This is a genomic window from Sphingobacterium sp. (genome assembly GCF_039596235.1).
GTDB lineage: Bacteria > Bacteroidota > Bacteroidia > Sphingobacteriales > Sphingobacteriaceae > Sphingobacterium.
In genome coordinates, this window is sequence record NZ_JBCNKE010000003.1 from 556707 (window position 1) to 583323 (window position 26617).

A 26617-nucleotide genomic window follows, 5' to 3' on the forward strand; every position below is an offset into this window, starting at 1 on the left:
CGAAGATTAGATTTAAAAGTCTACATTCATAAAATATGTGTGTAGGCTTTTTCATTTTTCATCTCGACATTTTGCACTTTCATAAGTGATGTCCCACTAATAATGTGGAGCAAATGAATAACAGCGTTTGATGCTTCTCCCTTACGCGAAAAAAAATGTATATACCTTATTAATGAAACATGCAGGTGTTATTTCAATTCGTATATTTGGTTAAACTATATTGAACCAAATATCAAAACTATGAAAGAAAAGGAACTAACCGAATTAACCGATCAAGAATTGTTGGATAGAAAAAAGCAACAAAAAAGCAATAAATTGATCAATGCCATACTGGTTGGTTTTTGTGCCGGAGTTGTGGTTTACGGTGTTGTAAATAAAGGCATTACTATTTTTACGTTTATGCTTATCGTGATGGGGGCTTGGGCTTTTATACGCTGGAGGAAAACGGATGAAGCACTGGACAATGAGTTGAAATCCAGAAACCTGAATGAAAAATAGCTTTTAGGCATTGAAAACAAAACCGGGGCCTGAAAGCCCCCGGTTTTGAAATCGTCAAGAATTTATTAGCCCTTAGTATATGAGTTGGGCTTATTTATATTGAAGCATTGTCGCGCAACATTTTTATATGGTCATGCGCTTCGAGCTGTTTGTTTAATTGGATGGTTAAAACATTTTTTACACTGGGCGAAAGTGTATCAACATCGTCCTCCAAAACCTTTTTATAGGTAGCTTTAAAAGCATCCTCACCTTTTTCACAACTTTCCAGTAGACTCTTTTTATCATTGCCAGCGATCGTTACCTTGATACCCATCCATGTTCTAAATAGTTTACCACTAAGCATGGTACTGTCTGTGGGCTCTTCTCCTTCTAATTTCACATAAGGGGTCAGCTCGGTAATGAAGGATTCGGATTGTTCGATATATTTTCTGAAATCCGCTTCCAGTTCATGCAGGCCGTGGTTGTGCGCAAGTTCGATCGCTTTATTATAACCTTCAATTCTATCGTTATTGATTTTGATAATGTCATTAATAACTGCGGGGTCATTGATGTTATTTTCCATATTTCAATTTGATTTGTTTTCTGACTAAAAAACATTCCGGTGGATTGTTTCGTTTGTTATAAATGTGATTCAGGTATTTAATGCATGTCGCGTATTTTTACCGATGGAAATTCCGAAGATTTTAAAAATGGCATACGCTAATACTTGATCTGATCACTCGTTCTGCTGTGTAGTTGCCGTCTTACACGTTAATATCACCTGAGAGATCGGGTTCATCATCATCTTTTTCCCGTTGCTCGTTCAGCGCTTCTTCGGGATCATGGGTGCGGTCGTCTTTAATACCTGACAGATCCGTATTGGGATCTACGTTATCTTCACGTGTATCCAATGGGCGATCGTCTCCATCGGAGGAAAAAGAGTCCTCATCTGACCTCGTGATATCGGGACTCGGTTCTCGCGGGTCTGGATTGGGAATAGCAGAAATAACAAAGATGAGTAATCCGGGACCTAAATCTTTTTGTTTATTGGGTGTTTTCATACAATTGACTTTTTAACTAGAACCGAACGCATCAGCTTAAGGTTGACCGAAGTAATACCCAATTTGCTGCATTTCTACCTAAATAGTATTGCGTTATCTCCGTTAAAACAAAGGACGGTAATCAGGAAATAAGATAAATGGATATGCCAATTCGCCTGAATCGAGTTATATTTTCAAAAGTTTGTGATTTTGAAACGATTTTAAGGGGCAGCGTTGAACGATCATGGCGGGGTAAACGATGAAGGTTTTTAAGTAGGGAGAACAAATGGCATCATTAAGATGCCATTTGTTTGATTTTGAGAAGTCGATGATAAAATCTATATTTTTGATTTTGCCAAGTTCTTTATAGCCTGAAAAGTAAGTTTTGGCTTTCTTGTATTCGCAATATGGACTGATATAATCGGTTTTCCTATCTATTTTTATTTTTTAGCATCAAGATAAGGTTTGTGGTATTGTTCATTAAAGCGTTTTTTATCATCACGATAACTGCTGACGGCGCCCAATCTATGCATCATTTTGATATAGCACCAGGCGAGGTCGATCTGATAGGGTCTGAATCCACTTCGCGCACTTTTGGGATAGAGATGGTGGTTGTTGTGCCATTCTCCGGCGACAATACCGGGCCACAATTGATTGATGGATTTATCTTTTTCATTAAAATCTATTCCTTCCCGTTGTTTATCTTCGCCCTTGGCATGGCCTTCATAGTTAAATGTACGTACACCTATGGCCCAGAAACCAGCCGCACCAAACAGACAGCAGGCTAGGGCATGGCCACCGATCAGAAAGAATACAATATACCAAAATGACCAGTTTAGTATCCAGGATAAGATTGCATGGGTGGGATTAACATAAGAACCCCATTTTTGATATTGTGTATATGTATTGGCTGTAACACCTGTATGCTTCATCAATAACTTGACGCGGTTGTAAGCGTTTTCAGTCAGATCTTTGGCTATCGGTTGATGGTTGACATCGGCCAAAAAACAATACAGAAATCCAGCTTGCGCATTATAAGGGTCTCCGGGCTGATCTGATTTTGCATGGTGTACGTGATGCGAGATGACATAAATCTCTTCGGGTATCACATTGATCGTAAGGTTTTGCGTGAAAAAACGCCAGAAGGGATTGCTGAACTTAAAAGCGCCATGCGTGGAAAAACGATGGTGCCAGATGGTCCCATGTGTCCCCATAATGATCATGCTATAGATAAAGGCTGCCAGTACTGTCCACCAGCTCAGGTGAGCAAAGAGAAAGACAAAGAAAAATGGAATAAGACAAGCTACTTTCAACCAGCTAAAAAAAGGTAACCAGTTGCGCTGGTCCTTAAAAACATTCAATCTTTTGAAAAATTCACCTAATATTTGTTTTGAGCTAGGTTTAATAAGGTCTCCGTTGTCGTCTTTCCAGCCGTAGCTGGGTTTTTGGAGTACATGATCTAAAAAGGGCATTCTGTGGGTTGATCTAATTGTTGATAAAGCGCTAAGCTACGCTATATATCGGTTAAAAAGTGTTAATTACAAAAGTTTAACATATAATCCCAAGTCTTTTGCTGCTAGGACTAGTCTGCTCAAGAAAGTCAAATGTAACGAAATAGTGGATGGGCTTTTAATTATACGTTCCCGATCAATACCCGCCAGGGCTGATTTATCTTAAGCTTGAATCTTTATATTTGTAATAATATCTATAGAATTAGTAGTCTTTTGAAAATTATTGCTATATTTGACCGTTTCAGGTATTAAAACAAATGGATATGGCACTAAAATTTCTCGCACAATCATCCCTACAACAACCCATAAACGGCATTTCTACGCAAAATAACCATGATGGTTTTATGCGCGAACTATGCAAGTTGAAGGTTTTTGGTCGGATTTTGTACGTAGGTGCCCATCCAGATGATGAGAACAATAAGTTATTGACCTTTTTTGCCCAGGAACAGCTTGTTGATACCGCCTATTTGTCGCTTACGCGCGGTGAGGGGGGGCAGAATTTTATAGGTACAGAAAAAGGTGCCGACCTGGGTGTCCTTCGCGTGCAAGAATCCTTATCTGCCCGGAAGACGGAGGGGACAAAACAATTTTTTACCCGTGCCAAAGATTTTGGATTTGTAGAGTCTGCAACTGAAACTATGCTCCGTTGGGACGAACAGGCAGTGCTTGGCGATATCGTATGGACCATCCGGTATTTTCGGCCAGATATTATCATTACTAGGTTTTCACCGGATATTCCCGATCTTCATGGACATCACCAGAGTTCGGCAATCCTGGCGCAAAAGGCATATGACCTTGCTGCGGATCCGCAGGCCTATCCTGAACAATTGGAGGAATTAGCTGTCTTGCAGACGCAGCGCTTATTTTGGAATGTTTATCAGGAGAGCGGTGTCAAAGATATCGGCGGGCAAGTAAAGCCTTTGGCACATCATTTTTCGGTAAATATTCCCATATATAATCGTTATTCGGGCTTACATCATGGTGAGATTGCGGCTGAAAGCCGTAATAAACACCGTTCTCAGGCGATGGCCAGTTTAACACAATATAAGCCTACGCCTGAATATTTTGAATTATTGAGGGGAAAACCTGTTGACGCCAAGACTGTTGATTTGCTGTTTACTTCAACTGAAACCGAAGATCTGTATATTCCTGTTTTCAAGAAACTTGTTGACGGTTTTCTTCTGAAACAGGCACAAGGGGGGAACCGTGAATTTTCATTGGCGATCGCGACAGTTTTGATCTGGATGAGGACGGTACCCGCAAGTAGTATAATACATGAAAAACGTGCTGACCTCGAACTTCTCTTGCTTCGCTCACTTGCAGTATCCTTTGAAATAAATTCACCTGTTGACCGTTGGGTGCCCGGCACTGATGTACACTTATTTTTGCAGGTAAATATACCTCAAGATTCGGATCTGGTATTGACTCATGTGACAATTCCTTTTTTTGAAACAGTATATCAGCAACAGCTTCAATTAGCACATACGGAACGGATACCGATTACCGGTCGGCTCAGTCCGGCTATTGAACCGTCATTTCCTGCCTGGTTAAAGGAGGAAGGAGATTCCGGTAATTATTCCCCACAATCATTCAGCGATATTGTACTCGCCCAAAATGATCATCCGCTCGGAGCACAGTTACAATTACAGTTTGGAGGTTTATCCATCGCGATCAATGTACCTGTATTGAATAATCATAGACCTGTTACTATTTCTCCTGCTATTACAGGAACCTTTCATACCGATATTATTGTTCTGACAGATTCTCCCAGCCGTTCTGTCTCGATCGACCTACAATCCCATGTAGCGACTGCCGAAACCGTTACGGTACGGATCAAGGGATCAGATGGGTTAAAGCTGTTTCCCGAAGTACAGTCATTGACCCTACAGGGCAATGCTTCTGAAAAAATTCATTTTCAGCTAACTTCCGTAGCCCCCGTTGAACAAATACAACAGATTGGCTTTGAGATAGAAAGCTCTTATGGTGTGCATCAATGGATTTCAAAATCGCTTAGCTATCCCCATATTGAGGATATTTCATATTTTCCTAAGGCCGGTTTACGCGTTTTAAATAGTTCGGTTGTTAACACGGCCAGGAAAATTGCCTATATCGCCAATAAAAAGGATGAACTGGTAACAGGACTGGAACAACTGGTGGATGAGCTCGAACTTATAGCTGTGTCAGCCTTGAAAGATACAGATCTTTCGGCTTTTGATGCTGTGGTATTGGGCATCCGGATTTACAATACTGATCCGCAGCTGGTGAATTTCCATACACAATTGCGTAACTATGTTGAAGCTGGTGGCGTCCTGATCACCCAATATAATACACCCTATGATTTATCTGTAGAGGAGTTGGGCGCTTATCCTTTAACGCTGAGTGGCGAACGGATTACGGATGTGGATTCTGTTGTTATCTTTCTGGAGCCCGAGCATCGGATCTTGAATTATCCAAATAAAATAAGACAGCATGATTTCGCCAATTGGGTACAGGACCGTGCACTGTTTTTGCCTAAATCCTGGAATAGTGAATTTAAACCCATCTTGCGTATCCAAAATTTCGATAGAGGAGATGAGGACGGCTTATTGCTTGTCAGTAGAAAAGGAAAGGGATACTACATTTACAGCAGTCTCTCCTTATTCAGACAGCTTCCTGCTGCTGTGTCCGGAGCCTATCGTCTTTTTGCTAATATGCTTTCAATAGGTGTATCGGAGATTTCGGTATAGAGAAGCTGTGTTGTAACCTTTAACATAGCTATATAAAAAAGGAGCATATTCGCTATGCTCCTTCTTTTACCAAAGTTAGTTATTGTACTGAGATAGTACCTACGTCCTTAACGCTTCCTTTTACCACTTGAACATCTTCAATGGTTTTGTCCAGATAGCCAGCAACCGAAGGTTGAACAACTATTTTATAGGTGCCTTCAGACATGCCCGGGAAGTAGAATTTTCCCACGGAATTTGCCAAAGTTCCAACGGTATCTACGCCATTGATGGCAAATACATGAGCCAATGAGGCTGCTGGGGTAACCGTACCAGTAATCGCTCCTGAGGTTGCAACAGGAATTGCGCGGATAACAGGTTTAAGTAGATACTGACCGTTACCAGTTTTTACGATTGATTTCGACGCATCAAAATCAAGCAATAGGGTGTAGGCAACATTCGGGATCAGCTCATCCTGTACCTTGATTTTTACACCAGAAGATTGGCCACTTGGTGTTTTAAGTGAATGACGCACGCCATCAACCCAGATATCATTTCCTTCATCTTCAAGTTTAAGTCTAATTTCCTGGATCATACCTGAAGGAACATCATCGCCTGCAATTACAGTATCTTTTCCCATTGTATATTCCAGAATGTTGAATGGGTCGCCGTCAACGTCCAGGCTCTCAACACCTGAGCTCGTACGAATCTCTATTTCATCAATGTTTAAATGAATGGCATCATAATAGCCGGGGGCATCGGTCATTTTGATGGTTACTGGGGTCGTTTGTGTAGACTGATTGTCGTCTTTACTGCAGCTGCCTAGTAGCCCTATGGCTGCCAAAGCAACAAAAATAGAATTTGATTTCATAGTTAGTAACTTATTACATATACTTTATATACCCTGCCATTACAAAGGTTGTGCCACATTAGTAAACTTTATGTCCTTCGGGGCTATCGGACATGTATTAACTGTTGACCGAGAGAGGGGCTAAGACCGGTGTCTGTTTGATAAATTGTCTTAATCTTTGCGAATATTAAATGGTGTTATCAGATTTTAAAAGGGCTGTAATACTGGTCTATTGTTATTTTTATTTATGATCATAAATAATTTTAAAAACTGGGGTGTCCCAGATAAAAACAATAGAACTGGAAGAACATAATTATAAATAATTTACATGGGACGTCAGTAAATATACCTTTAAAAGGATTGGCTATTTAGCGCATTTCTTATCCCTATTTTGGTTGTCTATGGCTATCGCTGTTTTAATCCTGGGAATAAGGGGTGGAATTGGTACTTAATTTAAGGTGGTCATTAGATAGATATTGATCGTCTTGTGACTGATGCTTCATGTAATGGCTTATGAATTCATATTCCGAAGTGATGGGGAGAAATGATAACCGATAAAACCCCATTTTTAGCTGTTAAGAAAGCTAAAATGGGATTTTCAAATTATGTTACCTGCATAAGCTATAAGCTAATACTGCTTTATAGCTCTCAAAAAGGCAAAATTGTATTAATTGATAGCGCGTTATTGCTCCAATAGGGCCAATAGTTCTTTTGCGGTCTCTTCCGATGAGCCGGGATTTTGACCTGTGATCAGTTTACCATCTTTGACTACATGACTGCTCCAATCTGACGCTTTACTGTAGTGTCCACCGAGTTTGACCAATTCGTCTTCCACTAGGAAAGGGACGACGTCGGTCAGCTGTACAGCTTCTTCCTCTGAATTGGAAAAGCCCGTTACGTTTTTGCCCTGTACCAAAGGACTGCCATCGGTATTCTTGACAAACCGGAAAACACCTGGTGCATGACATACTGCTGCTACAGGCTTATTGTGTTTCCAGAATGATTCGATCAAAGCAATCGAAGTTTTGTCATTGGCAAGATCCCAAAGCGGGCCATGGCCGCCGGGGTAGAATATCGCGTCGTAGTCCTGCTCATTAACTTCTGTTAGGGCAATGCTGTTTGCCAGTTTGTTCTGAAGTTCCGTATCTGCATCAAAGCGTTTTGTGGCCGCTGTCTGAAAATCAGGAAGTGCACTTTTGGGATCTATAGGTGGTTGCCCGCCTTTTGGAGAAGCGATGGTGATGTCAATGCCAGCATCAGCCATAACATAGTACGGAGCAGCAAACTCTTCAACCCAAAAACCTGTTTTAGCTCCTGTATCTCCCAGTTGGTCATGTGATGTCAAAACGACCAATACTTTTAAATTCTCTTTTTTCATTTTAAAAAAATTTAGCTGTTTAAATGATAACACAAAGTAGGGTATAAATCATTAGACCCTTATGTGATATACATCACATTTTAAGGAATGGTTTGTTTTGGTGATATAGATCACATTATTTACTATGATAGAGCCGGCTGAGCGTTTCTCTGGAAACCCCCAGATAGGCTGCGATCAAATGTTTGGGAACAAGGTTATAAAGTTCGGGATATTGCAGCATCAGTTCCTCATAACGACTGCGGGCGTCATTGTTGAGCAGAGACAGAATCCGTTTTTGTAAACCGATATAGCCTCTATTTGAACGCCATCTCAAAAATGTTTCAACCTCGTGGATTTCCTTACATACACGTTCACGGTCCTCATCAAATAGACAAAGCGTATCCGCATTGCTTATGCAATCCAGGTTGACCGTCGCTTTCGTATGGTTAAGTAAGGCATTATAATCCGATGCCCACCAGGTTTGTGTTGCAAACTGCAGAATATGCATTTTTTGTTCGTCGTTGACCACAAAAGTTTTTAAACAGCCATTGAGGACAAAATATTCGCAGTCTACCGTATCGCCAACAGTGATAATCGATTGTTTCTTTTTAAAAGATACCGGTCTGAAAAAGGAAAAGAAATAATCAAATTGTTCATCATTCAGCTGAATGGTTTTATCGATATGTTGCCTAAGAATTTCGCGCCCGGTCATAGTTTATCTTATTTAATGGTCTAAAATTAAGGAAAATCCCCTAATCTGAACCTAATTTAGGTACCTGCCTTGGCAGGCATATAGAAGATGAGATGATTGGTCAGATTGATGTTTAACCGGTTTAGCGAAGAGTAAAAATCTGATTTTTTTTTAATTTTATTTTGTTTATACAAAGTTATTTTCTATTTTAGTGTTGCCCATTCAAGGGCACTTTTCATAAAATAGGTTAATAATATGGCTAAAACACCCGGAGTACCCCATGCTATCGGGTGTTTTTTTTATTAAGATTTTTTATTTTCTATCCTCATTTGATGTAAGCCGGCTATTTACTTCTCGATAGAGGAATATTTTTTCTATTAATCTCGATTTTCCGCTAGGGATTACTTCATTTCAATCGTCATTATTTGAGAATAAACGATTTTTGACAGAAGATAAACCTACTATTATCCATGAAACATAGAAAATTTTATTGTTCCTGTCTCTTGGTGCTGACTTCTTTTTTTGCTTTTGGGCAGCAGCAAAATGATGCTGTCCAAAAGGTACACCTGATCTTTAAAACGCACCTGGATATTGGATTTACCGAACTTAGTTCCGTTGTGGAACAACGTTATATCCACGAATTTATTCCAAAGGCCATTGCAGTTGCTGAAGAGCTTCGAAATTCAGGAGCCAAAGAGCGTTATGTCTGGACAACGGGCTCTTGGTTGATCGCCACCTATCTGGAGCGGGCGAGTCCAGAAAATAAGATGAAATTGGAAGCTGCAATCCGCCGTGGAGATATTGTGTGGAATGCAATCCCTTACACTGTTGAATCGGAATCCTTAAACCAAGCTCTTTTTGGAACAATGCTACAGCTGTCGCGAAAATTGGATCGTCAGTTTGGTAAACAAACCAAGGCTGCGAAGATGACTGATGTTCCGGGACATACAAGAGGCATTGTTCCTTTACTGAAGAATAATGGCATTGACTTTCTACAGATCGGTGTGAACCCTGCAAGTAAGGTTCCTAATGTCCCTGCACTATGTCGTTGGAAGAGTCCCGATGGCAGTGAAGTGACATTAATGTACCAAAAAGATTATGGTAGCGATATGATCCTGCCCGACGGAAAGACTGCCATGGTCATTGCCTTTACTGGAGATAATCATGGGCCACATACGGTACAACAAGTTAAGGAAATTTATGCATCGATTCAGAAGCGTTATCCAAATGCTACATTACATGCTTCTACCCTGAGTGATGTTGCTAATGTATTGCGTCCAATGAAGGACAAACTTCCTTTGATGACACAGGAAATTGGCGATACATGGATTCATGGCTTTGGAAGTTCACCCTTGATGATGGCTCGTTTTAGAGCGTTGTCTAGATGTTACGAAACCTGGGTTAAGGATGGACGTATAAATCCCAATAGCGATGTTGCTATTCGATTTGCCATTAATCTTGGTCTGGTGGCAGAACATACCTGGGGACTGGACGTGAAAACTCACCTCCAACATTGGGATACTTATCGCTTTGCTGATTTCAATCAAGCCCTAAATTTACCTGAATTTAAAAAAATAGAAGCGTCATGGGCGGAAAAAGAAGCCCATATAAATGAATCGTTAAAGTTTCTGCCTAAAGACCTGCGTACTGAGGCCGAGAGCGTTTTACAACAATTGGCATCGATTCCTAAACCTAATTTTGAAGGGGTGGATGCTGCGCAACAACTTGGTAAAGATGGGACATTCCAACTGAATAAAAAGGGTTTTCGAATGAAAATGGGAGAACTTAGTTATCAAAGCTTTTCGACTGAGGATTTTGAACGTTTTAGGGATTCCTATATCACTCAAAAAGTGGATTGGGCAATTCGGGATTTTGGCAAACCGGGTTTAACACCCGAAATGTCCGAAAGTCGTACGCTAGCGGCCTCTCTTGAAAAGTCTAAATATATTAAAAGCAAAAATGAAATTTATAGCCAGCTAGACTTTACTGCTCTAGGGAAGATTGAACAGGCAGTACTACCCAAACAGGTTTATAGCACTTATCACGTTAATGAAAAAACGAATCATATTCAGTTAAGTTATACCTTGGTCGACAAACCGGCCAATCGTCTTCCGGAAGCCTATTGGTTAAGTTTCTACCCAGAGCGGGTTGTGGACATACTTGTTGAGAAGCTGGGGCAGCCCGTTCGGGTGTTGGATGTGGTTGAAGGTGGTAATCGACAGCTACATGGCTTGGATCATTATGTGGATATTGTGACAAACGCAGGTAAAATTCGCATCCATAGCAAAGATGCGCTGCTGGTAGCAATCGGCAAACGGGATTTGTTGAATTATTCCACAGATCAGCCTGATTTACGTGAAGGCCTGCATTTTTGTCTATATAACAATGTTTGGGGAACAAACTTTAGCATGTGGTTTGGTGGGACAGTGACCTATCGGTTCGATGTTGAGTTGATTCCATAGGAAGGTCAAGTAAAAGGATAGTATACATCCAATGGAAATTAAATGAATGAATAGAAATTTAAATACAATCAAATTATACCCAATGAAAACTATTGCCTGTATAGTTGGCCTATTGATTTCGGGATTTGGAAACCCTACATGGGCACAGGATCTAAAAACGACTTTAACACAAGTGCGCTTCGATCAACAAGGCTTTTATACCTCGATCAAAGTAGATGGCAAAGAGCTGTTGGAATTGGGCCGATATCCAATCGTATCAGTTTATAAGGACCAAAAAATTATACAACCGAAGGCATTAAAAGTGAATGGTGACCATTTTTCATTGACGATGGAGGATGGCCAGGCTGTGGAACTGAGAGTTGGCCAGCAGAAGGAAGCAATTACATATGAAGTCCTAAAGTTGTCTCCTGCCTATAAGTTGTTGGTGTTTGGACCGGTTAAGATCAAACTTCATGAGGTAGTGGGTGAAGTGGTGGGTGTCGCGCAGGGAGAGGATCTCGCATTTGGTATGCAGGCGCTGCATGTAAAGACTGTTGCGGGTATACCGGAGGATTATATTGGAGCATATAGTAAAGCATTCAACTATCAAGGGCAGAATAGTAATCTTTCGGTAGCTAGTATTTCTTTTGGTCATTTTGCTGCTGTGGATGCCGGGAACGGAGCAGTGTTTCAGCTGTCGGCCAAGAACCGAAATACCAAAGAAGTGCATAATGTCAAAGGCCTAAATCATATGGTAACTTTGCCTGTCGAAGGTGCCGATGGGTTGATCGCAGGGGCCAAAGTGGCGCTTTTCGGAGATAAAAGAAGCCAGATCTTAACGCGTATAGGAAGAGTAGAAGTTGAGCAGGGTTTACCTCATCCAATGATTGCCGGTGAATGGGCTAAGGTATCACGTAATGCCATGCGTTCATACCTGATCACCAATTTCTCAGCTGACAATCTGGATTTTGCATTGGAAAAAACAAAACGTGCCGGATTTAAAAATCTATACCATCCCGATCCCTTCCTGAACTGGGGGCATTTTGAATGGCGCAAAGAATTGAGTGCCGAGGCTGACGCGGGTATGAAGAAGCTGGTGGACAGGGCTGCGCAACAGGGCATCAATATCGGTATCCATACTTTGTCAAATTTTACGACAACAAACGATCCTTATGTGACACCGATCCCGAGTAAGCATTTGCTAAAACAAGGTGAATTGAAAGTTGTTGGGGCATTGGATGCGAATCAACAAGAAATTGCTGTTCAGCAAAGTGAACTATTTTCCCTACCGCTTACACTCAACACACTTCAGATTGAAGACGAACTGATTACTTATGGTAAGGCCGAGAAAAAGGGTGAACAATGGGTATTGACAAACTGTGTGCGTGGGGCTTTTGGCACACAAAGGGCGAGTCATGGACAGGAGAATATAGTCTATAAATTATGGGATTATCCATACAAAACATTATTCCCTGATTTGACCCTTCAAGCTGAATACGCTAAACGATTAGCCGCTATTTTCAATAAAACGGGTATTAAACAGATTTCGTTTGATGGTCTTGAGGGGTGCATGTACACAGGTCAGGACTACTATGCAACAGGTAAATTTGTTTCTGATTTTTATCAAGGACTTGATAACAAGACTGATCTTATCAACGATGCCAGTCGTCTCGATCATTACCTATGGCATATTCATACGCGAATGAACTGGGGGGAGCCATGGGGAGAAGAAATGCGCGCAGGGCAGGTAGAAAATCGAATCAAAAATCAGGATTACTTTCAGCGGAATCTGTTTCCGCGAATGCTGGGTTGGTTTTTGGTACGTTTAGCGGAACGTAAATTTGAGGCCACTTCCCTCGAGGATCTCGAATGGGCACTCTCCGAATCTGCAGGTTTTGACTCAGGGTACGCCATGAGTATTGATATGAAAACTTTGCAACAACATGGACAGATAGACCTGTTATTAGAAAGCATGAAGAATTGGGATCAATTGCGGCTTGCGGATATATTTACGGCCGAACAAAAGCTCAGGTTGAAGGATCCAAAGACCGAATGGCATTTGGAGAAGATTGACGAGACGAAATTTATGTTATATCCATTATTTGTCTCTAAAAAATACCATTGTGACCTATCTTCGATGCAGCCGGGACAACCCGGGGGAGCAGACTGGTCATGGGAGTCGCCAGAAGAAAGCACTTTTGCCTTACGTATGAAAATTGAAGGAGATGGTACCATTGAAAATCCATCTTTTAAAACGGATAAGGGAGTTGTCAAAATCCTGGGTAAACTGGAAAAAGATCAATATATCCTATTAGACCATAAAGGAAAGGCAACATTGACAGACAAGAATTATCGACTTATTGGTGATCTGTCCGTAGAAGGAAACGCTGTGCTGCCAAAAGGCGGTTCCGCAGTAGCATTTTCTTGTGATACGAACGGCGAGGAAAAACCGGAAGTCATTGTAAGGTATAATACCCGTATGACAGGAGAACCGTTGAATTTAGTAAAAAAATAAAAATACAAATAGTTATCATGAATATAGCGAGCATTGCAGTATGGGATAGATTACTGAAGTTGCTTTGTACTTGATAAAAGCGAATAACTCTAAGATGAATACAATTATAACGAAGCGCTATGGTAAGCTGTCCACGAAGTTGGGGCTAGCCTTGGCATTGACATTATCACTTTTTGGTCAGACGTCGGCACAGCAGGTATGGAGCCCTGATAATGGCAATGGAACCTTTACCAATCCCTTGCTTTGGGGCGATTGGCCAGATCCCGATGTAATCCGTGTGGGCGACGACTTTTATATGATCTCAACGAGCATGCACTATGTACCAGGTGCTCCGATTGTAAAATCCAAAGATTTGGTCAATTGGGAAATGGTAGGTTATGCCGTGGATCATTATGAGGAAGACCCCCGTTACAATATGGAAGGAGGTACATTGTATCTCAATGGCTCTTGGGCTGCAACTTTAAAGCATCACAATGGGAAATTCTATGCTGGATTTTGTACGCCGTATGGTTGGGGACGTGAAAAGGGTAACTTCTCGATCTGCGAAGCGGATAAGCCAGAGGGACCATGGAAGCGAACGATCTTTCCCGAATATCTGTATGACCCTGGATTGTTCTTTGATGATAACGGTAAAATTTATGTTGTACATGGTCAAGGTACATTATACCTAACAGAGCTGAATGCAGATGTTAAATCGGTCAAGAGTGATAAAGTCAAAATCTGGCAAGGCAGTTTTAAGAACGCGAACGAGCTTGGTGGTCATTTTGGAATGGAAGGAGCACATATGTACAAGATCAATGGCAAGTACTATATCACCTGTCCGGCGGGTGGAACACAGGGCTGGCAGATCTGCTTGCGCTCAGATAATATCTATGGACCTTATGAGCATAAATTGATTCTCAATGATAACAGTTCCTATCCTGATAACGGCCTGCACCAAGGTGGAATGGTGCAATTGAAAAACGGGGACTGGTGGTTTATTATTATGCAAGATCGTGGTGCGATAGGTCGGGTTCCCCATCTTTTACCTGTCAAATGGGAGGATGGATGGCCTATGCTCGGAACGGGTAACAAGGACGTGATTACTTACAAGAAACCAAATGTGGGAAAGACTTACCCAATAAAAACTCCAGCTACGACTGATGAGTTCAATGGTACAAAACTAGGATTGCAATGGCAATGGAATCACAACCCTGACAATAGCAAGTGGTCCCTTCGGGAACGAAAAGGGTATATGCGTTTGCATGCTTCTCGAGCAGATTCTTTAAAAACTGCCCGTAATACGTTAACACAACGGGTGCAGGGGCCAAGTTCGGAAGGTACTGTTGAAATCGATTTGAAAGGACTAAAAAATGGCAATGTGGCTGGATTTGGTGTTTTTGAATTCCCATATGCTTTTGTGGCTGTGGAGCAGGTTAACGGTAAACGTAAAATTATCATGAGTAATGATGATAAGATTATCGAGAGTAAAGAGAACTTTGAAGGTGACAAACTTTGGGTACGGGCACGTGTTACTGATAAGGGGTTTATAGCAAAATTCTATTATAGCACCGATGGTGAGAACTTTTATGCTATTGGAAATGATTTAAAGATGCAGTTGGGGCTACCTTGGACAGCAAATCGTTTTGCATTGTTCAACTATAGTAAAACGGCAGAAGGAGTAGATGGTTATGCTGACTTTAATTGGTTTAGATTTACCAATAAGTAAATACGTCTTAACATTAAGAATCTTTTATTATTAGAAATGTACATCAATATATTCAATGCTAATGTATGTTTAGATTTATTTTAATAACCTTATTTATATCCTGTACTATAATTGTGCAAGGTCAAAAATTAAGATTGGAAAGCCCGAATAAGGTTCTATCGGCCGAGGTCCATCTTGCTTCGGGTAACAATAAGATACATTTATCTTCAGCCTCCCAAAGGTTGACGGACATCAAGATCTTAAATTTTGACTGGACCGAAGATATAGTTCAAGGTAACTGGCAGCTGATCAAGAGCGATAAACGGGCTGTAAGTCATCAATGGAAACCTCTTTTTGGTGAGCGCAACGCTATCAAAGACAACTATAATGAACTTGAGTTACAATTACAGTCCAGTGGAAATCATAAAAATATGCAGCTCTATATTCGCTTGTACGACGAAGGGATCGCATTAAGATACGGCTTTGACGCCGATGATTTTGCTGGATCCGTTATCAATTCTGAACAAACGGCTTTCCAATTTGGCAGTGACGCCACAACTTGGATCGCGGGCGCAGCGCAGAGCGCTTACACAAAAACGACATTAAGCCAGCTTAAAGGAGAGTTTGAAAGACCTTTGGTGGTTAATCCAGCACCAAATTTATTTATGGCCATTGGGGAGGCAGCTTTGGTGGATTTTTCACGAATGAAGTTTACTTATAGAGGTGATTCGAAAAGTTATACCGTTCAATCTGCATTATCCGGACCCGTAGCCTTGGATAAAGCAGGTTATGAGAGCCCATGGCGTTATATTATGGTTGGAAAGACAGCGGGGGAACTGCTTGAAAACAACTACTTCATCCTTAATTTAAATAAGTCCAACGAAATCGCAGATACTTCTTGGATAAAACCGGGTAAAGTGTTACGTGAAGTAACATTAACGACTGCCGGTGGGGTTGCTGCCGTTGACTTCGCTGCCCGAAATCAGATTGAATACGTTGAGTTTGATGCGGGATGGTATGGGCCCGAAGAATCGACATCATCTGATGCTTCTAGCGTAAATGTTGATCCGGCACGTTCAAAAGGACCTCTGGACCTGCAGCAAATTATTGACTATGCTGCTAAGAAAAATATAGGCATCTTACTATATGTGAATAAAAGAGCTTTGGAAACGCAATTGGACCAAATCTTGCCGATCTATCATAAATGGGGTATCAAAGGACTTAAATTTGGTTTTGTCAATGTCGGTGGGCAACAGGCGACGGTTTGGTTGCACGAAGCAATCCGCAAGGCTGCTAAATACAAGTTAATGGTTGATGTACATGATGAATACCGACCTACTGGGTATTCACGAACTTTTCCCAATCTCATTACGCAAGAAGGCATACGTGGCGATGAAGAATCACCAAGTTCTGAACAGAGTTTGATCACAATGTTTACACGTGCTATTGCAGGTGCTGGTGATTATACCAACTGTTATCATGCTGTTCGCGTAAATACCAAAATGGGGGGAAAGGCTGCCCAAATGGCTAAAGCAGTGATGTTGTACAGTCCATGGCAGTTTATCTATTGGTACGATCGTCCGGCGGATGCACCACATAAAGCCGGAGGAGCGGGAGGAGAGCACGAAACGCTGATCGATGAGTCTGAAAATGCGGCAGCATTCTATCGTGGCCTCCCTGTCACATGGGATGAAACTAAAGTGCTCAAATCGGACATTGGTGAATGTGGTGTTATCGCACGTCGCTCGGGTAATCGCTGGTATATTGCTATGCTTGGGGCAAAGATAAAACAGGATATGAAAATTGATCTTCCCTTTCTTGGAACACCTGATCGTTTCAAAGCGCAATTGTGGAGTCAGGATGCACAGGCACTCAGAAAAAATGTGGTTGATAAGAAAGAATTTGGACTTACGTCCAAGGTTTTTACCATAACATTAGAGCCCGATGCTGGTGCGGTATTGATCCTGGATAAAATAAAGTAAGAACTTACAACCTTAACAATTCAAAACAACTGCGGACATCTTTGTTCGCAGCTGTTTTTTGTTTCATTACCTATTCTTTGGAATGGATGTGATATTTGTAGGAGGAGTATTGTTCATCGAAAGTCGTATGTAAGAATAGCCTTGCAAATAAAACACCGATAATGGTCAAATTTGACCTAGTTGTGTCGCTGGTAGATTTTAAACTTTACATAAAAATAGATGGGAAATGATTTGACTTTTCCTATTACCTAATTATGTAATGAAACAGATAGTACAGCATTTTGATCAATTATTTAAAGAGTATCATCAACGATCCTTTTTGTTTGCCAAATCTTTTGTTCGCATTGATGCTGTTGCGGAAGATATTACAGCTGATGCCTTAATGGCAACATGGGAACGTATGCAAGAAGAAACATTGTTGTCTCCGAGATGTTTCTTGTTAAAAGTCATAAAAAATAAGGCCTTAGACTATTTGAAACACCAACGAATCCATCGTCAACTGATAGAACCATTAGATAGTTGGAACGAATGGGAGCTGCAATTGCAGATCAATAATCTCAATGAAATAAATGAAGAGCGAATTTTTCTGAAAGAAATTAAGAAAATAACAGAGCAGGCGTTGGACACAATGCCCATTAAGACCCGGGAAGTCTTTGAACTGAGCCGGCATCAATACATCAGTGGTAAAGACATTGCTCGACAAATGGGAATTTCGCTAAAAGGGGTGGAATATCATATTACGAAAGCATTAAAAGTTCTCACTGTAAATCTTAAAGATTATATGGTTGCTTCTTAGTAATTTAGATCTTATAATTCAACTAAAAGCGATGGGTAATCTGGGAATAGATAAAATAATATTAGGTACAGCGGGATTGGGTGGTGTATGGGGGGGCGTAGATCCTGAAGAATCTATACAGGCAATTCATGAAGCATTATCTCATGGTATACATGCTTTGGATACCGCTCCGGCTTATGGAGATGCAGAGTCCATTGTTGGGCAGGCTCTGGAACTATGGACCGGTGAAAGACCTTTAATTAGCACAAAAGTTGGCCGATTAAAAAGTTATGTCGCTACCGAAGCTAAATACGATTACTCCACTGCTGGCATGCAGCGTAGTGTAGACGAAAGTTTAAAGACACTTGGGGTATCAACTGTTGATGTACTTTTTTTACATGAACCTGCAGTATTGACGGTAGATAACGCTGAAAGGGTAATTTCAGCTATAGAGCATTTTAAAGAACAAGGATTGGCCAAAAAAATTGGCATCGGCGGAAATCCCCCTAGTTGGTTCCTACCATTTCTGAAAGAAGGTCGATTTGATATTCTTATGGAGTATAATAAGCTGAACGCATGTAGTATAGAGGCGCTCCAAAATAGTATACCGATATGCCAAAAGTCCCAAACGGAATATTGTGCGGCGAGTCCACTGAATATGGGGCTTTTAGGTTGTAAGTTTCAGGAGTTTTCACAGCGTATACCTGAATGGCTCGACGTTGGGACGGTTGAACAAGCGCGACGAATTCAGGCTATTGCAGAACGGCATAATTTACCATTGGAAGTGCTCGCATTACGGTTTTTATTGAATATGAATGCTGTATTCAAAATAGTCCTGGGGGCAGCTAACAGGCAACAGCTGCAGAATTCTTTAGACGCAATCAAACAAGGCGTGCTGCCAGTCAATATTTATAACGAAATCCTTCAAACGTTTAATGATAATAAATGAATAGAATAGATCAGGAGATTTTTAATATCCAAAAAGTCAGTATTCGAGTTTTGGAACCTGTTGCCAACATAACTCCTTTTCAGGATGCGACGATGGGGCCATTTCCAAGTTTTGGCATATCAGTTATTCGCATCGAAGATGCTGAGGGATTTGTAGGAGAAGCACCTGTTTATAATAGTTATACCAATATCTTGGAAACCTGCCTATTTCCCATATTGTTCCATTGTGAAGGTTTAACCTATGCAGAATTTTTTCCTAAGTTGTACTGGTCTATTCGAAATGAAGGGTTTAAAGGTGCGGCATCAGCTCTTTTAGGACAGGTGGATATGGCTTTATACGATTTGGCAGCCAGGCGTCGTAATCTACCATTATATCGTTATATCGGTGGCAATCGGAACCGCGTAAAAATCTATGGAAGTGGTGGTGGAACTAACTATACATTACAGGAACTGGAAAAGGAAGTTGCGCTCTTTTTGGATGCTGGAGTGGATTGCTATAAGATGAAGATTGGAAAGGACTTCGGTACAAATCTGGCGGCTGACATCGAACGTGTAAAACATGTGCGCAAAATGGCGGGAAAAGACATGCGGGTAGCGGTGGATGTCAATCAGATATGGTCTTGCAAAGAGGTATTTAGATTTTTGGATGCTATTGGTGAGGATGAATTGGCTTGGCTCGAAGAACCGTTACATTCAGCGGCCTATGATCAGATTGAGGAGCTGTGCAAGCGTACGTCAGTTCCCGTAGCTTATGGCGAATCTGAGCGGACCTCTAAAATATTTCCGATGCTTGCCAATTGTGGGATAAAACATTTACAGCCCGTTCCGACCCAATTTGGTGGAATAAAAGAATGGATGGAAGTTAGGGATTTATGTGCGGATCGCAATTTGCAGTTATCTTCTGGCGGTTATTCCTTATATTCGAGCTTTTTAATGACTACAGCCAAAGAAACCGGCATGATAGAATACCTGTATTCACTGATGTATGGCTTGGAAAAGTATTTTTTGATTCGACCATCATTGGAAAATGGACAGTTCCATTTACCAGAATCGGATGGATTGCCCGTACGTATCAATTGGGATTATTGCCTAAAGGAAAATAAGGTACTTAGGGAGCAGGTCTGGTTAAAGCAGGATGTCCCGGGGTACAATCCTTTGGTCAGTATGTAATACAATAAAAAGCGGACCTGATTATGAATTTAACATTTAATTATATTGATTACCTGGTTTTAACAATATATGCTTTAGTTCTTTTATATGTAGGTTTTCGTTTTTCAAGAAAAGAGAAAAATCAACAGGATATATTTCTGGGGGGGCGTTCCTTAAAATGGTGGCAGATTGGATTCTCTATTTTTGGAGCTAATGCCGGACCAACGATGTTAATCGGATTTGCCAGCATTGGTTTTTCGCATGGTATTGTTGCGAGTAACTTCGAATTATTGGCTTGGATCTTTCTGATGTTATTGGCCATGGTTTTCTTGCCTTATTATCTAAAAACCAAGATTAGTACTATACCGCAATTTTTGCTGATTCGTTTTGGCAAAAGGTCTTATAATTTTCTAATCGTCTATAGCCTGATTTCCATTTTAGTCGTGTGGCTGGGCAGCGCCCTGTATGCTGGAGGGCTGCTTATCTCAGGTATTTTCGGCTGTCAGTTATTTACGGCAATCGTCATTATTGGTATTGTCGCAACAAGTTTTACTGCCATAGGCGGATTGAAAGCTGTTGTCCGTACAGGTGTCTTCCAGTCCATTATCATTATTGTATCGTCGATTATTTTGACCTTCCTTGGTTTTCAGAAGATTGGTCATCTCGATGCGTTGATCAACCAAACTCCAGCATCGTATTGGAAATTATTTCTACCTGCTTCAAATCCCGAATATTCATGGGTTGGCATCGTGTTGGGCTATCCTGTCGTAGCCATATATTATTGGTGTGCTGACCAGACGATCGTACAGAAGGTTTTAGCTGCGAAAGATTTAAAAGAGGGGCAATATGGCGCTTTATTTATCGGTGCACTTAAGATTATCATGCCGATTATATTTATTTTGCCTGGTATCATGTGTTTCGTATTATTTAAGGATACTGCTCCGGATAATGCCTACATTACTATGATCAAACAATTGATGCCACATGGTCTTTTGGGATTGAGCATAGCCGCGCTGATTGCGTCTTTAGTCGATACGGTATCATCAAGCCTGAATTCATTTTGTACCGTGTTTACGTTAGATGTTGTTCCGCAATTTAAAGTGTTGGATAATAATCAGCAGCGGCGTATGGGAAAATGGGTGACGGTCCTAGTTGCGCTGGTGGGAATTGGCATAGCGATGCTATTTTCTTATTCTGGAAAAGGTTTTTTTGACTTAACGCAAGGTTTGGTTTCCATTTTGGCACCACCCTTGGCCGTCGTTTTTTTATGGGGAGTGATCTGGCGTGGAATTAACGGGACAGCAGCCGAAGTTGTCTTATACGGAGGTGGTCTAATTTGTTTGATTCTGGGTGTTTGTCATGTCCTAAATTATCCATACCGAGGCTTCTGGCCACATTTTCTGATGCTTTCTTTTTATATTTTTGTAGCTTTGAGTCTGATCATTGTGGTGGTATCTTTCTTGACCAAATCCACTGTAAATTCGGAGCTGCCGACCTTATTCGATGGATCGAATGCAAAAGAGTCTGGTCAATCTCGCTCAGTTTGGTTGACTTGGGCTGGATTGGCCTTCGTCATGATCATGATTTATATTTATTTTAATTGACCTTATTCGTGGAAAATATCACTAGCCAATGAATAACATGGCGAAGTAAAGATTGAATGGAAGAAAGCTCATTTAGTAAAAATATTAAACGAAAGTGAAGATGAAAATGTTGGTTCGCTTAATTATATTATGCACTTCAATGGCATTTGTTAGGTGCAAAGGGGAGGGGTCAAAACCCAATGTACCGCCGCAATATGAAGAGCATGTCTTTGTTGTCAATATTGTCGACAATCCAGAAAAATTAAAGGAATATCTAACTTACCACAGTCATGTTTGGCCAGAAGTAGAGGCAGGTTTTAAGAAAGCAGGCTATGAACGGATCGCATTATATCGTTTCGATAAGCTCATTGTCATGACAGTTCGTGTCCCAGTGGGTGCCAACCTTGATCAGATGGGTAAGCTTGCTGAATCCTACAGTCCTAAATGCGCCGAATGGAACGCGTTGATGGATGCCTATCAACAAGGTGTCAGCGGTACCGCAGCCGGACAAAAATGGGCCGCAACGAATCTATTTTATGAATTTAAACATAAATAGCTTCTGGTGTGCGATATTGCTTTAGAAAATCCCGGGGTGAACTCCCCTTAACATCTTTAAAATGTTTGTTGAAATTTGAAATATTATTGTACCCACTTTTGTAGCAGGTCTCCGTAATATTGTACTTTCCTTCCATCAATAATTTTGCCGCATGACCAATGCGTATTTCTTTGATAAAATCCACTAAGGTTCTGTTGGTTTGCATTTTGAAGAACCTACAAAAGGCTGAGGAAGACATGGGCACTATAGAGGCTACATCTTGTAGCGTTATATCCTCTCTAAAATGCTTGAATATATACTCGAAAACCCGGTTAATACGATTGGCATCTGTCGAATTTTCAATGATATTGAAAGATGGTGAAGATAATGTCTTATAGGAATTGGATAAGGCAAGTTTGTCTAGGAGCTGTAGCATCAATACTGCGCGGGACAGCCCTGTGGCAACCAACATCTCATTGAGAATATCTTTTGCCTGTCTAACTATTGGTCCAGAAAATAGCACTCCTTTTGCAGCATTGATAAACAATTGATTCAGAAGAATTGCTTCGGGCTTGGTCAGAAAATCTTTACCCAAAAAATCAGGATAAAAATGCACGATGGATGCCGTAGCGGGTTTATCCTTATCGATTGTATTGTAATATTGCCAGCAATGCGGAAGATAGCTTCCTAACAATACCAATTCATCACCTTCAAAATCCTCAATGTGATCGCCTATAAACCGTTTCCCCATACAGTTGCCCAGTAAGACAATCTCAAAGTTGAGATGTGACTTTAATGAAGTGTATTTTTTGATTTCCAGTTCTTCACTACGGACAGTAAACGACTGATCCGGGGGGAAAGTAAAGTTTTCATAAATATGCTGCATCATAATAAAAGCCTCAAATAGGTTTAAAAATCATAATTTGTAGCAACCGGTTGCATAATGTAGTTAAAGGTAAGAAAAAAAAATATGAAAGTATAAAATTAGCGCATCTTGTATGTAAAATGTTTAATGCAAAAAAACATTACAAAAGAGCAAATTACTGGTGGTTCTCGCTATTTATTATCCTGAGATTTATTCCTGTCATCAATTATGAAAAATAAAGACTTATAAATAACCAAGTTCACTATTGTCTTTTCTTTTGAGACTAGGGGACCCTGAATACAGATAATTATGAAAAAAGCGAAATTAACACAGTTTCAAAATTGGCACAAAAGCACAAAGAATGTCGTGCTCTTTTGTGCTTTGGCTGTCGCCTCCAGTCCCATGGAAGCGGAAGCAAGAGCAATTTTAATGGAGGGTGAGCATCAGGAAATAGTTGCATCTGATCATGCTCAAGAAGACATCATTGTAAATGGTCGCGTAGTTGACAAGGATGGACAACCTATGATCGGTGTATCCGTTTCTGAAAAGGGGAAGCGAAATCAACAGACTACGGATAAAAATGGTCGTTATCAGATCAAAGTATCTTCATCCGGAGTATTGGTTTTTACCTATGTTGGACATGAAACAGTGGAGCGAGCTGTTGGAGGACAACGGACGCACGATGTTTCAATGAAAGAAGGAAGGAGCGATCTGAATGAGGTTGTAGTAGTCGGATATACCACGCAGAAAAAATCACTGCTCACAGGGGCGATTTCGACAATGAAGGTCGATGAGCGGATGAATGCTATTCCAACAACTTCTGCTGGAAATCTTCTTATCGGTAGATTGCCAGGAGTGAATGTGAGTACAGTAAATGCTATTCCGGGATCACAACCAAGTATTAGCATTCGTACTAGGTCCTCACTCAATGACCAGAATGTTACTTATGTGATTGATGGCGTCGTTCGAGGTGCAGGCGATTTTAATAACCTAAGTCCAAATGAAATCGATGAGATCTCGGTATTAAAGGATGCTGCATCGGCAGCGATCTACGGTTCACGTTCTGCTGGAGGGGTAATCCTGGTAACTACAAAAAAGGGGAATCAAGGCAAACCAGTATTTAATTACTCTACCGGCTATAGCGTTGATACGCGAACTAAAAATGTAAACCTGACGAGTGCTGTACAGGCCGGTGAACTTTATAATCGTATTAATGGGGCAGCTGACCCTGCTGGGTGGGCATGGTCACAGGAGGAGTTAGATCATTATAAAACGATTAATAATGGCTGGGGGTACGATCAACTGGAAACAGTCTGGCGTAATCCATCCACACAGACACATAACCTCAGTGTAAATGGTGGTAGCGATAAGGTTCGGTATTTCGGTGCGGCATCCTATGTTAAGCAAACGGGATTTTTGGATCCGTTGAAGTACGATAAGTATAATATTCGGATGAACGTAACTGCAGATATTACCAAAGATCTGGAAATCTTTTCGGGGTTTGCATTGTATAATAATTTTACGGGCAATGCTGTCTTTGAAGATGCTCAGGCTAATTATGGTAAGTTGAGAGTTTGGCAGCCCGATCAGCCAGTGTATACAGATAACGGTCAATATGTGGATTATGGATGGATCGCTAATATGGGAGCGAGTGTGGACGGTACAGCAGGTTACAATAGATCTCAAATGTTGAAACCACAATTAATCTTGAGCGGAACCTATAAAGCCCCATTTTTGGAAGGATTAAAAGCTAAAGTATCTTATGCAAGAAGTTGGGCGAACGAACTAAATAGGAAGTTTTACAAGAATTACCCCGTGTTTTCAATGAAAAGAAGCGGTCCGAATAACCGTATTATTTCTACAGCGGACGCGGACATCATTAGCATGAGAAAGTCAAGCTGGGTTGGGAAGGATTATATTGAGCGAAAATCAACCTATAGTGATGACAAACAATTCAATGTCCAGTTAAATTATGACCATGTATTTAATGATGTGCATAGCGTCTCTGCGGCTTTGGTGACAGAATGGTATGAAGGCGCGGGATCTGGTATTACTGGAGGAAGAGAAACTTTTCCAGTTTACTTAACCGACCAGTTCTGGGCAGCCAGCAGCGCGCGTGCCGATGGATGGGCCAATGGAGATACTGATTGGGTCAGTGGTCGGATGTCTTATATTGGACAGTTTAACTACACATATGCAAATAAATACTTATTTAATTTCTCGTTCCGTGAAGATGGTTCGATGAATTTTGCTCCCGACAAGCGATGGGGATTCTTCCCTGCTGGATCAGTGGGCTGGGTAGCGTCAGAAGAAAAATTCTTCAATAAATCATTGATCCAATTTTTAAAATTTAGGGGCTCAGTCGGTTTAACAGGTAATGATGCTGTTGGCGGCTGGCAATGGCAAGAATCTTATCAAGCTGGAAGTTCGGCTTATTTTGGTACAAGTCCTTCACAATCCGTAGGGCTTGGCTATGGTAGCGTAGTTAATCCTAATCTGACATGGGAAAAAGCATTGAGCTACAATGCGGGTGTTGATATGAACTTCTTGAAAAATTGGAATATTTCACTGGATTATTGGTATCGCAACTCCTATGACATTTTAAGGAATCGTCAAACGACTTTACCATCAACATTTAGTTTATCTATGCCAGCCGAAAACTATGCAAAAGTTAAGGCCCAAGGTTTCGATCTGCAGTTAGGGTACCGTAAAGATCGGCCGGACTTTTCTTATCATGCTAATTTAACGATGTCCTATGGTTGGAATAAAGTAATTACACAAGATTATGCGCAAAATGCGCAATGGATCGATATTCCGGTGGGCAAGACGCTAAGCACAATCAAAGGTTGGGAATTCGATCGTATTTTGCGTACCCAGGCTGATGTGGATGCGTTTGTTGAGGCCAATCCGAATTATAAACACAATGGTTTATCACCCGCATTGGGTATGATGGTTTATAAGGATCTAAGTGGGCCCAATGGCAAACCTGATGGAAATATTGATGATTGGGATCGTGTAATGTTAAAACCAAATAATTATCCCATTGTCTATGGACTTAATTTAGGCGGAAGTTGGAAGGGATTTCATCTTGATATGATGCTTTCTGGACGTTTAGGCGAGAAAAAGTGGATGAACGATCTTGCTGGAGGGGTAGAGTGGAACCGCATGTGGGATCAATGGTATTCGGACAGCTGGACACCAGAAAATCCGAATGCGACATTGCCAAAACGCGTAAGTGCCAATAATTCCAATACTTATCAAACAAATAGTTCCTACTGGTTGAAAAATGGCAGTTTTATGCGAATGAAGTACCTGACTTTGAGCTATGATTTACCGAAGGGAAAATTTTACAGCAAAGTTTTTGATAACGTAAGGATTTTCGCAACGGGAACGAATCTTTTTGTGATCAGTCCTTTTAATAAATACTATGATCCGGAGATTGGTGGTGGAAATGCGTTCCCTGTACTGCGCTCCTACAATTTTGGTATCGATGTTAAATTTTAAATGTT

At 40.9% G+C, this 26617-nt stretch carries 19 protein-coding genes; 12 read left to right on the top strand and 7 right to left on the bottom strand.

The genetic code is table 11. From position 1 onward, the window contains the following. Nucleotides 1–240 precede the first annotated feature (240 nt). Nucleotides 241–498 carry a hypothetical protein gene (locus ABDW32_RS09675; RefSeq protein WP_343561810.1) on the top strand — a complete coding sequence of 86 codons (258 nt, stop codon included), beginning with the start codon at nucleotides 241–243 and terminating at the stop codon, nucleotides 496–498. 94 nt (nucleotides 499–592) lie between these two features. Here ABDW32_RS09675 and ABDW32_RS09680 read toward each other — a convergent pair whose 3' ends face one another. The 3 genes from ABDW32_RS09680 to ABDW32_RS09690 all read right to left on the bottom strand — a co-directional run bounded on the left by ABDW32_RS09680 (nucleotide 593) and on the right by ABDW32_RS09690 (nucleotide 2989). After that, nucleotides 593–1060, bottom strand: coding sequence for a PA2169 family four-helix-bundle protein (locus ABDW32_RS09680; protein ID WP_343561812.1), 468 nt, complete (start codon nucleotides 1058–1060; stop codon nucleotides 593–595). 181 nt (nucleotides 1061–1241) lie between these two features. Next, complete coding sequence (locus ABDW32_RS09685) at nucleotides 1242–1538, bottom strand: hypothetical protein (RefSeq protein ID WP_343561814.1); 297 nt, start codon at nucleotides 1536–1538, stop codon at nucleotides 1242–1244. A 419-nt stretch (nucleotides 1539–1957) separates the two neighbouring features. Then, a complete protein-coding gene (locus ABDW32_RS09690; protein ID WP_343561816.1) occupies nucleotides 1958–2989 on the bottom strand; it encodes a fatty acid desaturase in 1032 nt (343 codons plus the stop codon). 302 nt (nucleotides 2990–3291) lie between these two features. Here ABDW32_RS09690 and ABDW32_RS09695 point away from each other — a divergent pair, with 302 nt between their 5' ends. Continuing rightward, nucleotides 3292–5754 carry a PIG-L family deacetylase gene (locus ABDW32_RS09695; RefSeq protein ID WP_343561818.1) on the top strand — a complete coding sequence of 821 codons (2463 nt, stop codon included), beginning with the start codon at nucleotides 3292–3294 and terminating at the stop codon, nucleotides 5752–5754. Between the two features lie 79 nt (nucleotides 5755–5833). On the opposite strand, the gene ABDW32_RS09700 is transcribed toward ABDW32_RS09695, so the two are convergent. The 3 genes from ABDW32_RS09700 to ABDW32_RS09710 form a co-directional block, all read right to left on the bottom strand. Beyond that, the gene (locus ABDW32_RS09700) at nucleotides 5834–6601 is read right to left on the bottom strand and encodes a DUF4382 domain-containing protein (protein WP_343561820.1); all 768 of its coding nucleotides are present in this window, start codon (nucleotides 6599–6601) and stop codon (nucleotides 5834–5836) included. A 661-nt stretch (nucleotides 6602–7262) separates the two neighbouring features. Further along, nucleotides 7263–7958, bottom strand: a complete 696-nt coding sequence (locus ABDW32_RS09705) for a type 1 glutamine amidotransferase domain-containing protein (RefSeq protein ID WP_343561821.1) — start codon at nucleotides 7956–7958, stop codon at nucleotides 7263–7265. A 115-nt stretch (nucleotides 7959–8073) separates the two neighbouring features. After that, entirely contained in the window at nucleotides 8074–8649 is a 576-nt protein-coding gene (locus tag ABDW32_RS09710) for a Crp/Fnr family transcriptional regulator (protein WP_343561823.1), read from the bottom strand. Between the two features lie 449 nt (nucleotides 8650–9098). Here ABDW32_RS09710 and ABDW32_RS09715 point away from each other — a divergent pair, with 449 nt between their 5' ends. From ABDW32_RS09715 to ABDW32_RS09755, 9 genes are all read left to right on the top strand, one after another. Beyond that, nucleotides 9099–11090 carry a DUF5054 domain-containing protein gene (locus tag ABDW32_RS09715; RefSeq protein ID WP_343561825.1) on the top strand — a complete coding sequence of 664 codons (1992 nt, stop codon included), beginning with the start codon at nucleotides 9099–9101 and terminating at the stop codon, nucleotides 11088–11090. A gap of 46 nt (nucleotides 11091–11136) precedes the next feature. Then, nucleotides 11137–13584 (top strand): hypothetical protein, encoded by a 2448-nt coding sequence (locus tag ABDW32_RS09720; RefSeq protein WP_343561827.1) that lies wholly within the window; start codon nucleotides 11137–11139, stop codon nucleotides 13582–13584. Between the two features lie 94 nt (nucleotides 13585–13678). Continuing rightward, nucleotides 13679–15292, top strand: a complete 1614-nt coding sequence (locus tag ABDW32_RS09725; protein WP_343561829.1) for a glycoside hydrolase 43 family protein — start codon at nucleotides 13679–13681, stop codon at nucleotides 15290–15292. 134 nt (nucleotides 15293–15426) lie between these two features. Beyond that, nucleotides 15427–17253, top strand: a complete 1827-nt coding sequence (locus ABDW32_RS09730; protein ID WP_343561831.1) for a glycoside hydrolase family 97 catalytic domain-containing protein — start codon at nucleotides 15427–15429, stop codon at nucleotides 17251–17253. A 259-nt stretch (nucleotides 17254–17512) separates the two neighbouring features. Then, entirely contained in the window at nucleotides 17513–18049 is a 537-nt protein-coding gene (locus ABDW32_RS09735) for an RNA polymerase sigma-70 factor (protein ID WP_343561833.1), read from the top strand. 31 nt (nucleotides 18050–18080) lie between these two features. Then, nucleotides 18081–18977, top strand: coding sequence for an aldo/keto reductase (locus ABDW32_RS09740; RefSeq protein ID WP_343561835.1), 897 nt, complete (start codon nucleotides 18081–18083; stop codon nucleotides 18975–18977). Then, on the top strand, nucleotides 18974–20146 hold the full coding sequence (locus ABDW32_RS09745; RefSeq protein ID WP_343561837.1) for an enolase C-terminal domain-like protein: 1173 nt from the start codon (nucleotides 18974–18976) through the stop codon (nucleotides 20144–20146). Before ABDW32_RS09740 ends, ABDW32_RS09745 begins: the two co-directional genes overlap by 4 nt. 23 nt (nucleotides 20147–20169) lie before the next feature. Further along, nucleotides 20170–21729 carry a sodium/solute symporter gene (locus ABDW32_RS09750; RefSeq protein WP_077436682.1) on the top strand — a complete coding sequence of 520 codons (1560 nt, stop codon included), beginning with the start codon at nucleotides 20170–20172 and terminating at the stop codon, nucleotides 21727–21729. A 139-nt stretch (nucleotides 21730–21868) separates the two neighbouring features. Continuing rightward, nucleotides 21869–22264 (top strand): L-rhamnose mutarotase, encoded by a 396-nt coding sequence (locus tag ABDW32_RS09755; RefSeq protein ID WP_343561841.1) that lies wholly within the window; start codon nucleotides 21869–21871, stop codon nucleotides 22262–22264. Here the strand turns inward: ABDW32_RS09755 and ABDW32_RS09760 are convergent. Beyond that, complete coding sequence (locus ABDW32_RS09760; protein ID WP_343561843.1) at nucleotides 22251–23132, bottom strand: AraC family transcriptional regulator; 882 nt, start codon at nucleotides 23130–23132, stop codon at nucleotides 22251–22253. The two genes, ABDW32_RS09755 and ABDW32_RS09760, sit on opposite strands and share 14 nt — an antisense overlap. Before the next feature lie 285 nt (nucleotides 23133–23417). On the opposite strand from ABDW32_RS09760, the gene ABDW32_RS09765 reads away from it, so the two are divergent. Next, nucleotides 23418–26612 (top strand): TonB-dependent receptor, encoded by a 3195-nt coding sequence (locus ABDW32_RS09765; RefSeq protein WP_343561845.1) that lies wholly within the window; start codon nucleotides 23418–23420, stop codon nucleotides 26610–26612. Nucleotides 26613–26617 lie beyond the last annotated feature (5 nt).

Coding starts and splice junctions, on each gene's coding strand:
- ABDW32_RS09685 (WP_343561814.1), bottom strand. CDS start 1,538: ATGAAAACACCCAATAAACAAAAAGATTTAGGTCCCGGATTACTCATC.
- ABDW32_RS09765 (WP_343561845.1), top strand. CDS start 23,418: ATGAAAAAAGCGAAATTAACACAGTTTCAAAATTGGCACAAAAGCACA.
- ABDW32_RS09740 (WP_343561835.1), top strand. CDS start 18,081: ATGGGTAATCTGGGAATAGATAAAATAATATTAGGTACAGCGGGATTG.
- ABDW32_RS09710 (WP_343561823.1), bottom strand. CDS start 8,649: ATGACCGGGCGCGAAATTCTTAGGCAACATATCGATAAAACCATTCAG.
- ABDW32_RS09745 (WP_343561837.1), top strand. CDS start 18,974: ATGAATAGAATAGATCAGGAGATTTTTAATATCCAAAAAGTCAGTATT.
- ABDW32_RS09690 (WP_343561816.1), bottom strand. CDS start 2,989: ATGCCCTTTTTAGATCATGTACTCCAAAAACCCAGCTACGGCTGGAAA.
- ABDW32_RS09725 (WP_343561829.1), top strand. CDS start 13,679: ATGAATACAATTATAACGAAGCGCTATGGTAAGCTGTCCACGAAGTTG.
- ABDW32_RS09700 (WP_343561820.1), bottom strand. CDS start 6,601: ATGAAATCAAATTCTATTTTTGTTGCTTTGGCAGCCATAGGGCTACTA.
- ABDW32_RS09750 (WP_077436682.1), top strand. CDS start 20,170: ATGAATTTAACATTTAATTATATTGATTACCTGGTTTTAACAATATAT.
- ABDW32_RS09755 (WP_343561841.1), top strand. CDS start 21,869: ATGGCATTTGTTAGGTGCAAAGGGGAGGGGTCAAAACCCAATGTACCG.
- ABDW32_RS09760 (WP_343561843.1), bottom strand. CDS start 23,132: ATGATGCAGCATATTTATGAAAACTTTACTTTCCCCCCGGATCAGTCG.
- ABDW32_RS09680 (WP_343561812.1), bottom strand. CDS start 1,060: ATGGAAAATAACATCAATGACCCCGCAGTTATTAATGACATTATCAAA.
- ABDW32_RS09720 (WP_343561827.1), top strand. CDS start 11,137: ATGAATAGAAATTTAAATACAATCAAATTATACCCAATGAAAACTATT.
- ABDW32_RS09735 (WP_343561833.1), top strand. CDS start 17,513: ATGAAACAGATAGTACAGCATTTTGATCAATTATTTAAAGAGTATCAT.
- ABDW32_RS09695 (WP_343561818.1), top strand. CDS start 3,292: ATGGCACTAAAATTTCTCGCACAATCATCCCTACAACAACCCATAAAC.
- ABDW32_RS09705 (WP_343561821.1), bottom strand. CDS start 7,958: ATGAAAAAAGAGAATTTAAAAGTATTGGTCGTTTTGACATCACATGAC.
- ABDW32_RS09715 (WP_343561825.1), top strand. CDS start 9,099: ATGAAACATAGAAAATTTTATTGTTCCTGTCTCTTGGTGCTGACTTCT.
- ABDW32_RS09675 (WP_343561810.1), top strand. CDS start 241: ATGAAAGAAAAGGAACTAACCGAATTAACCGATCAAGAATTGTTGGAT.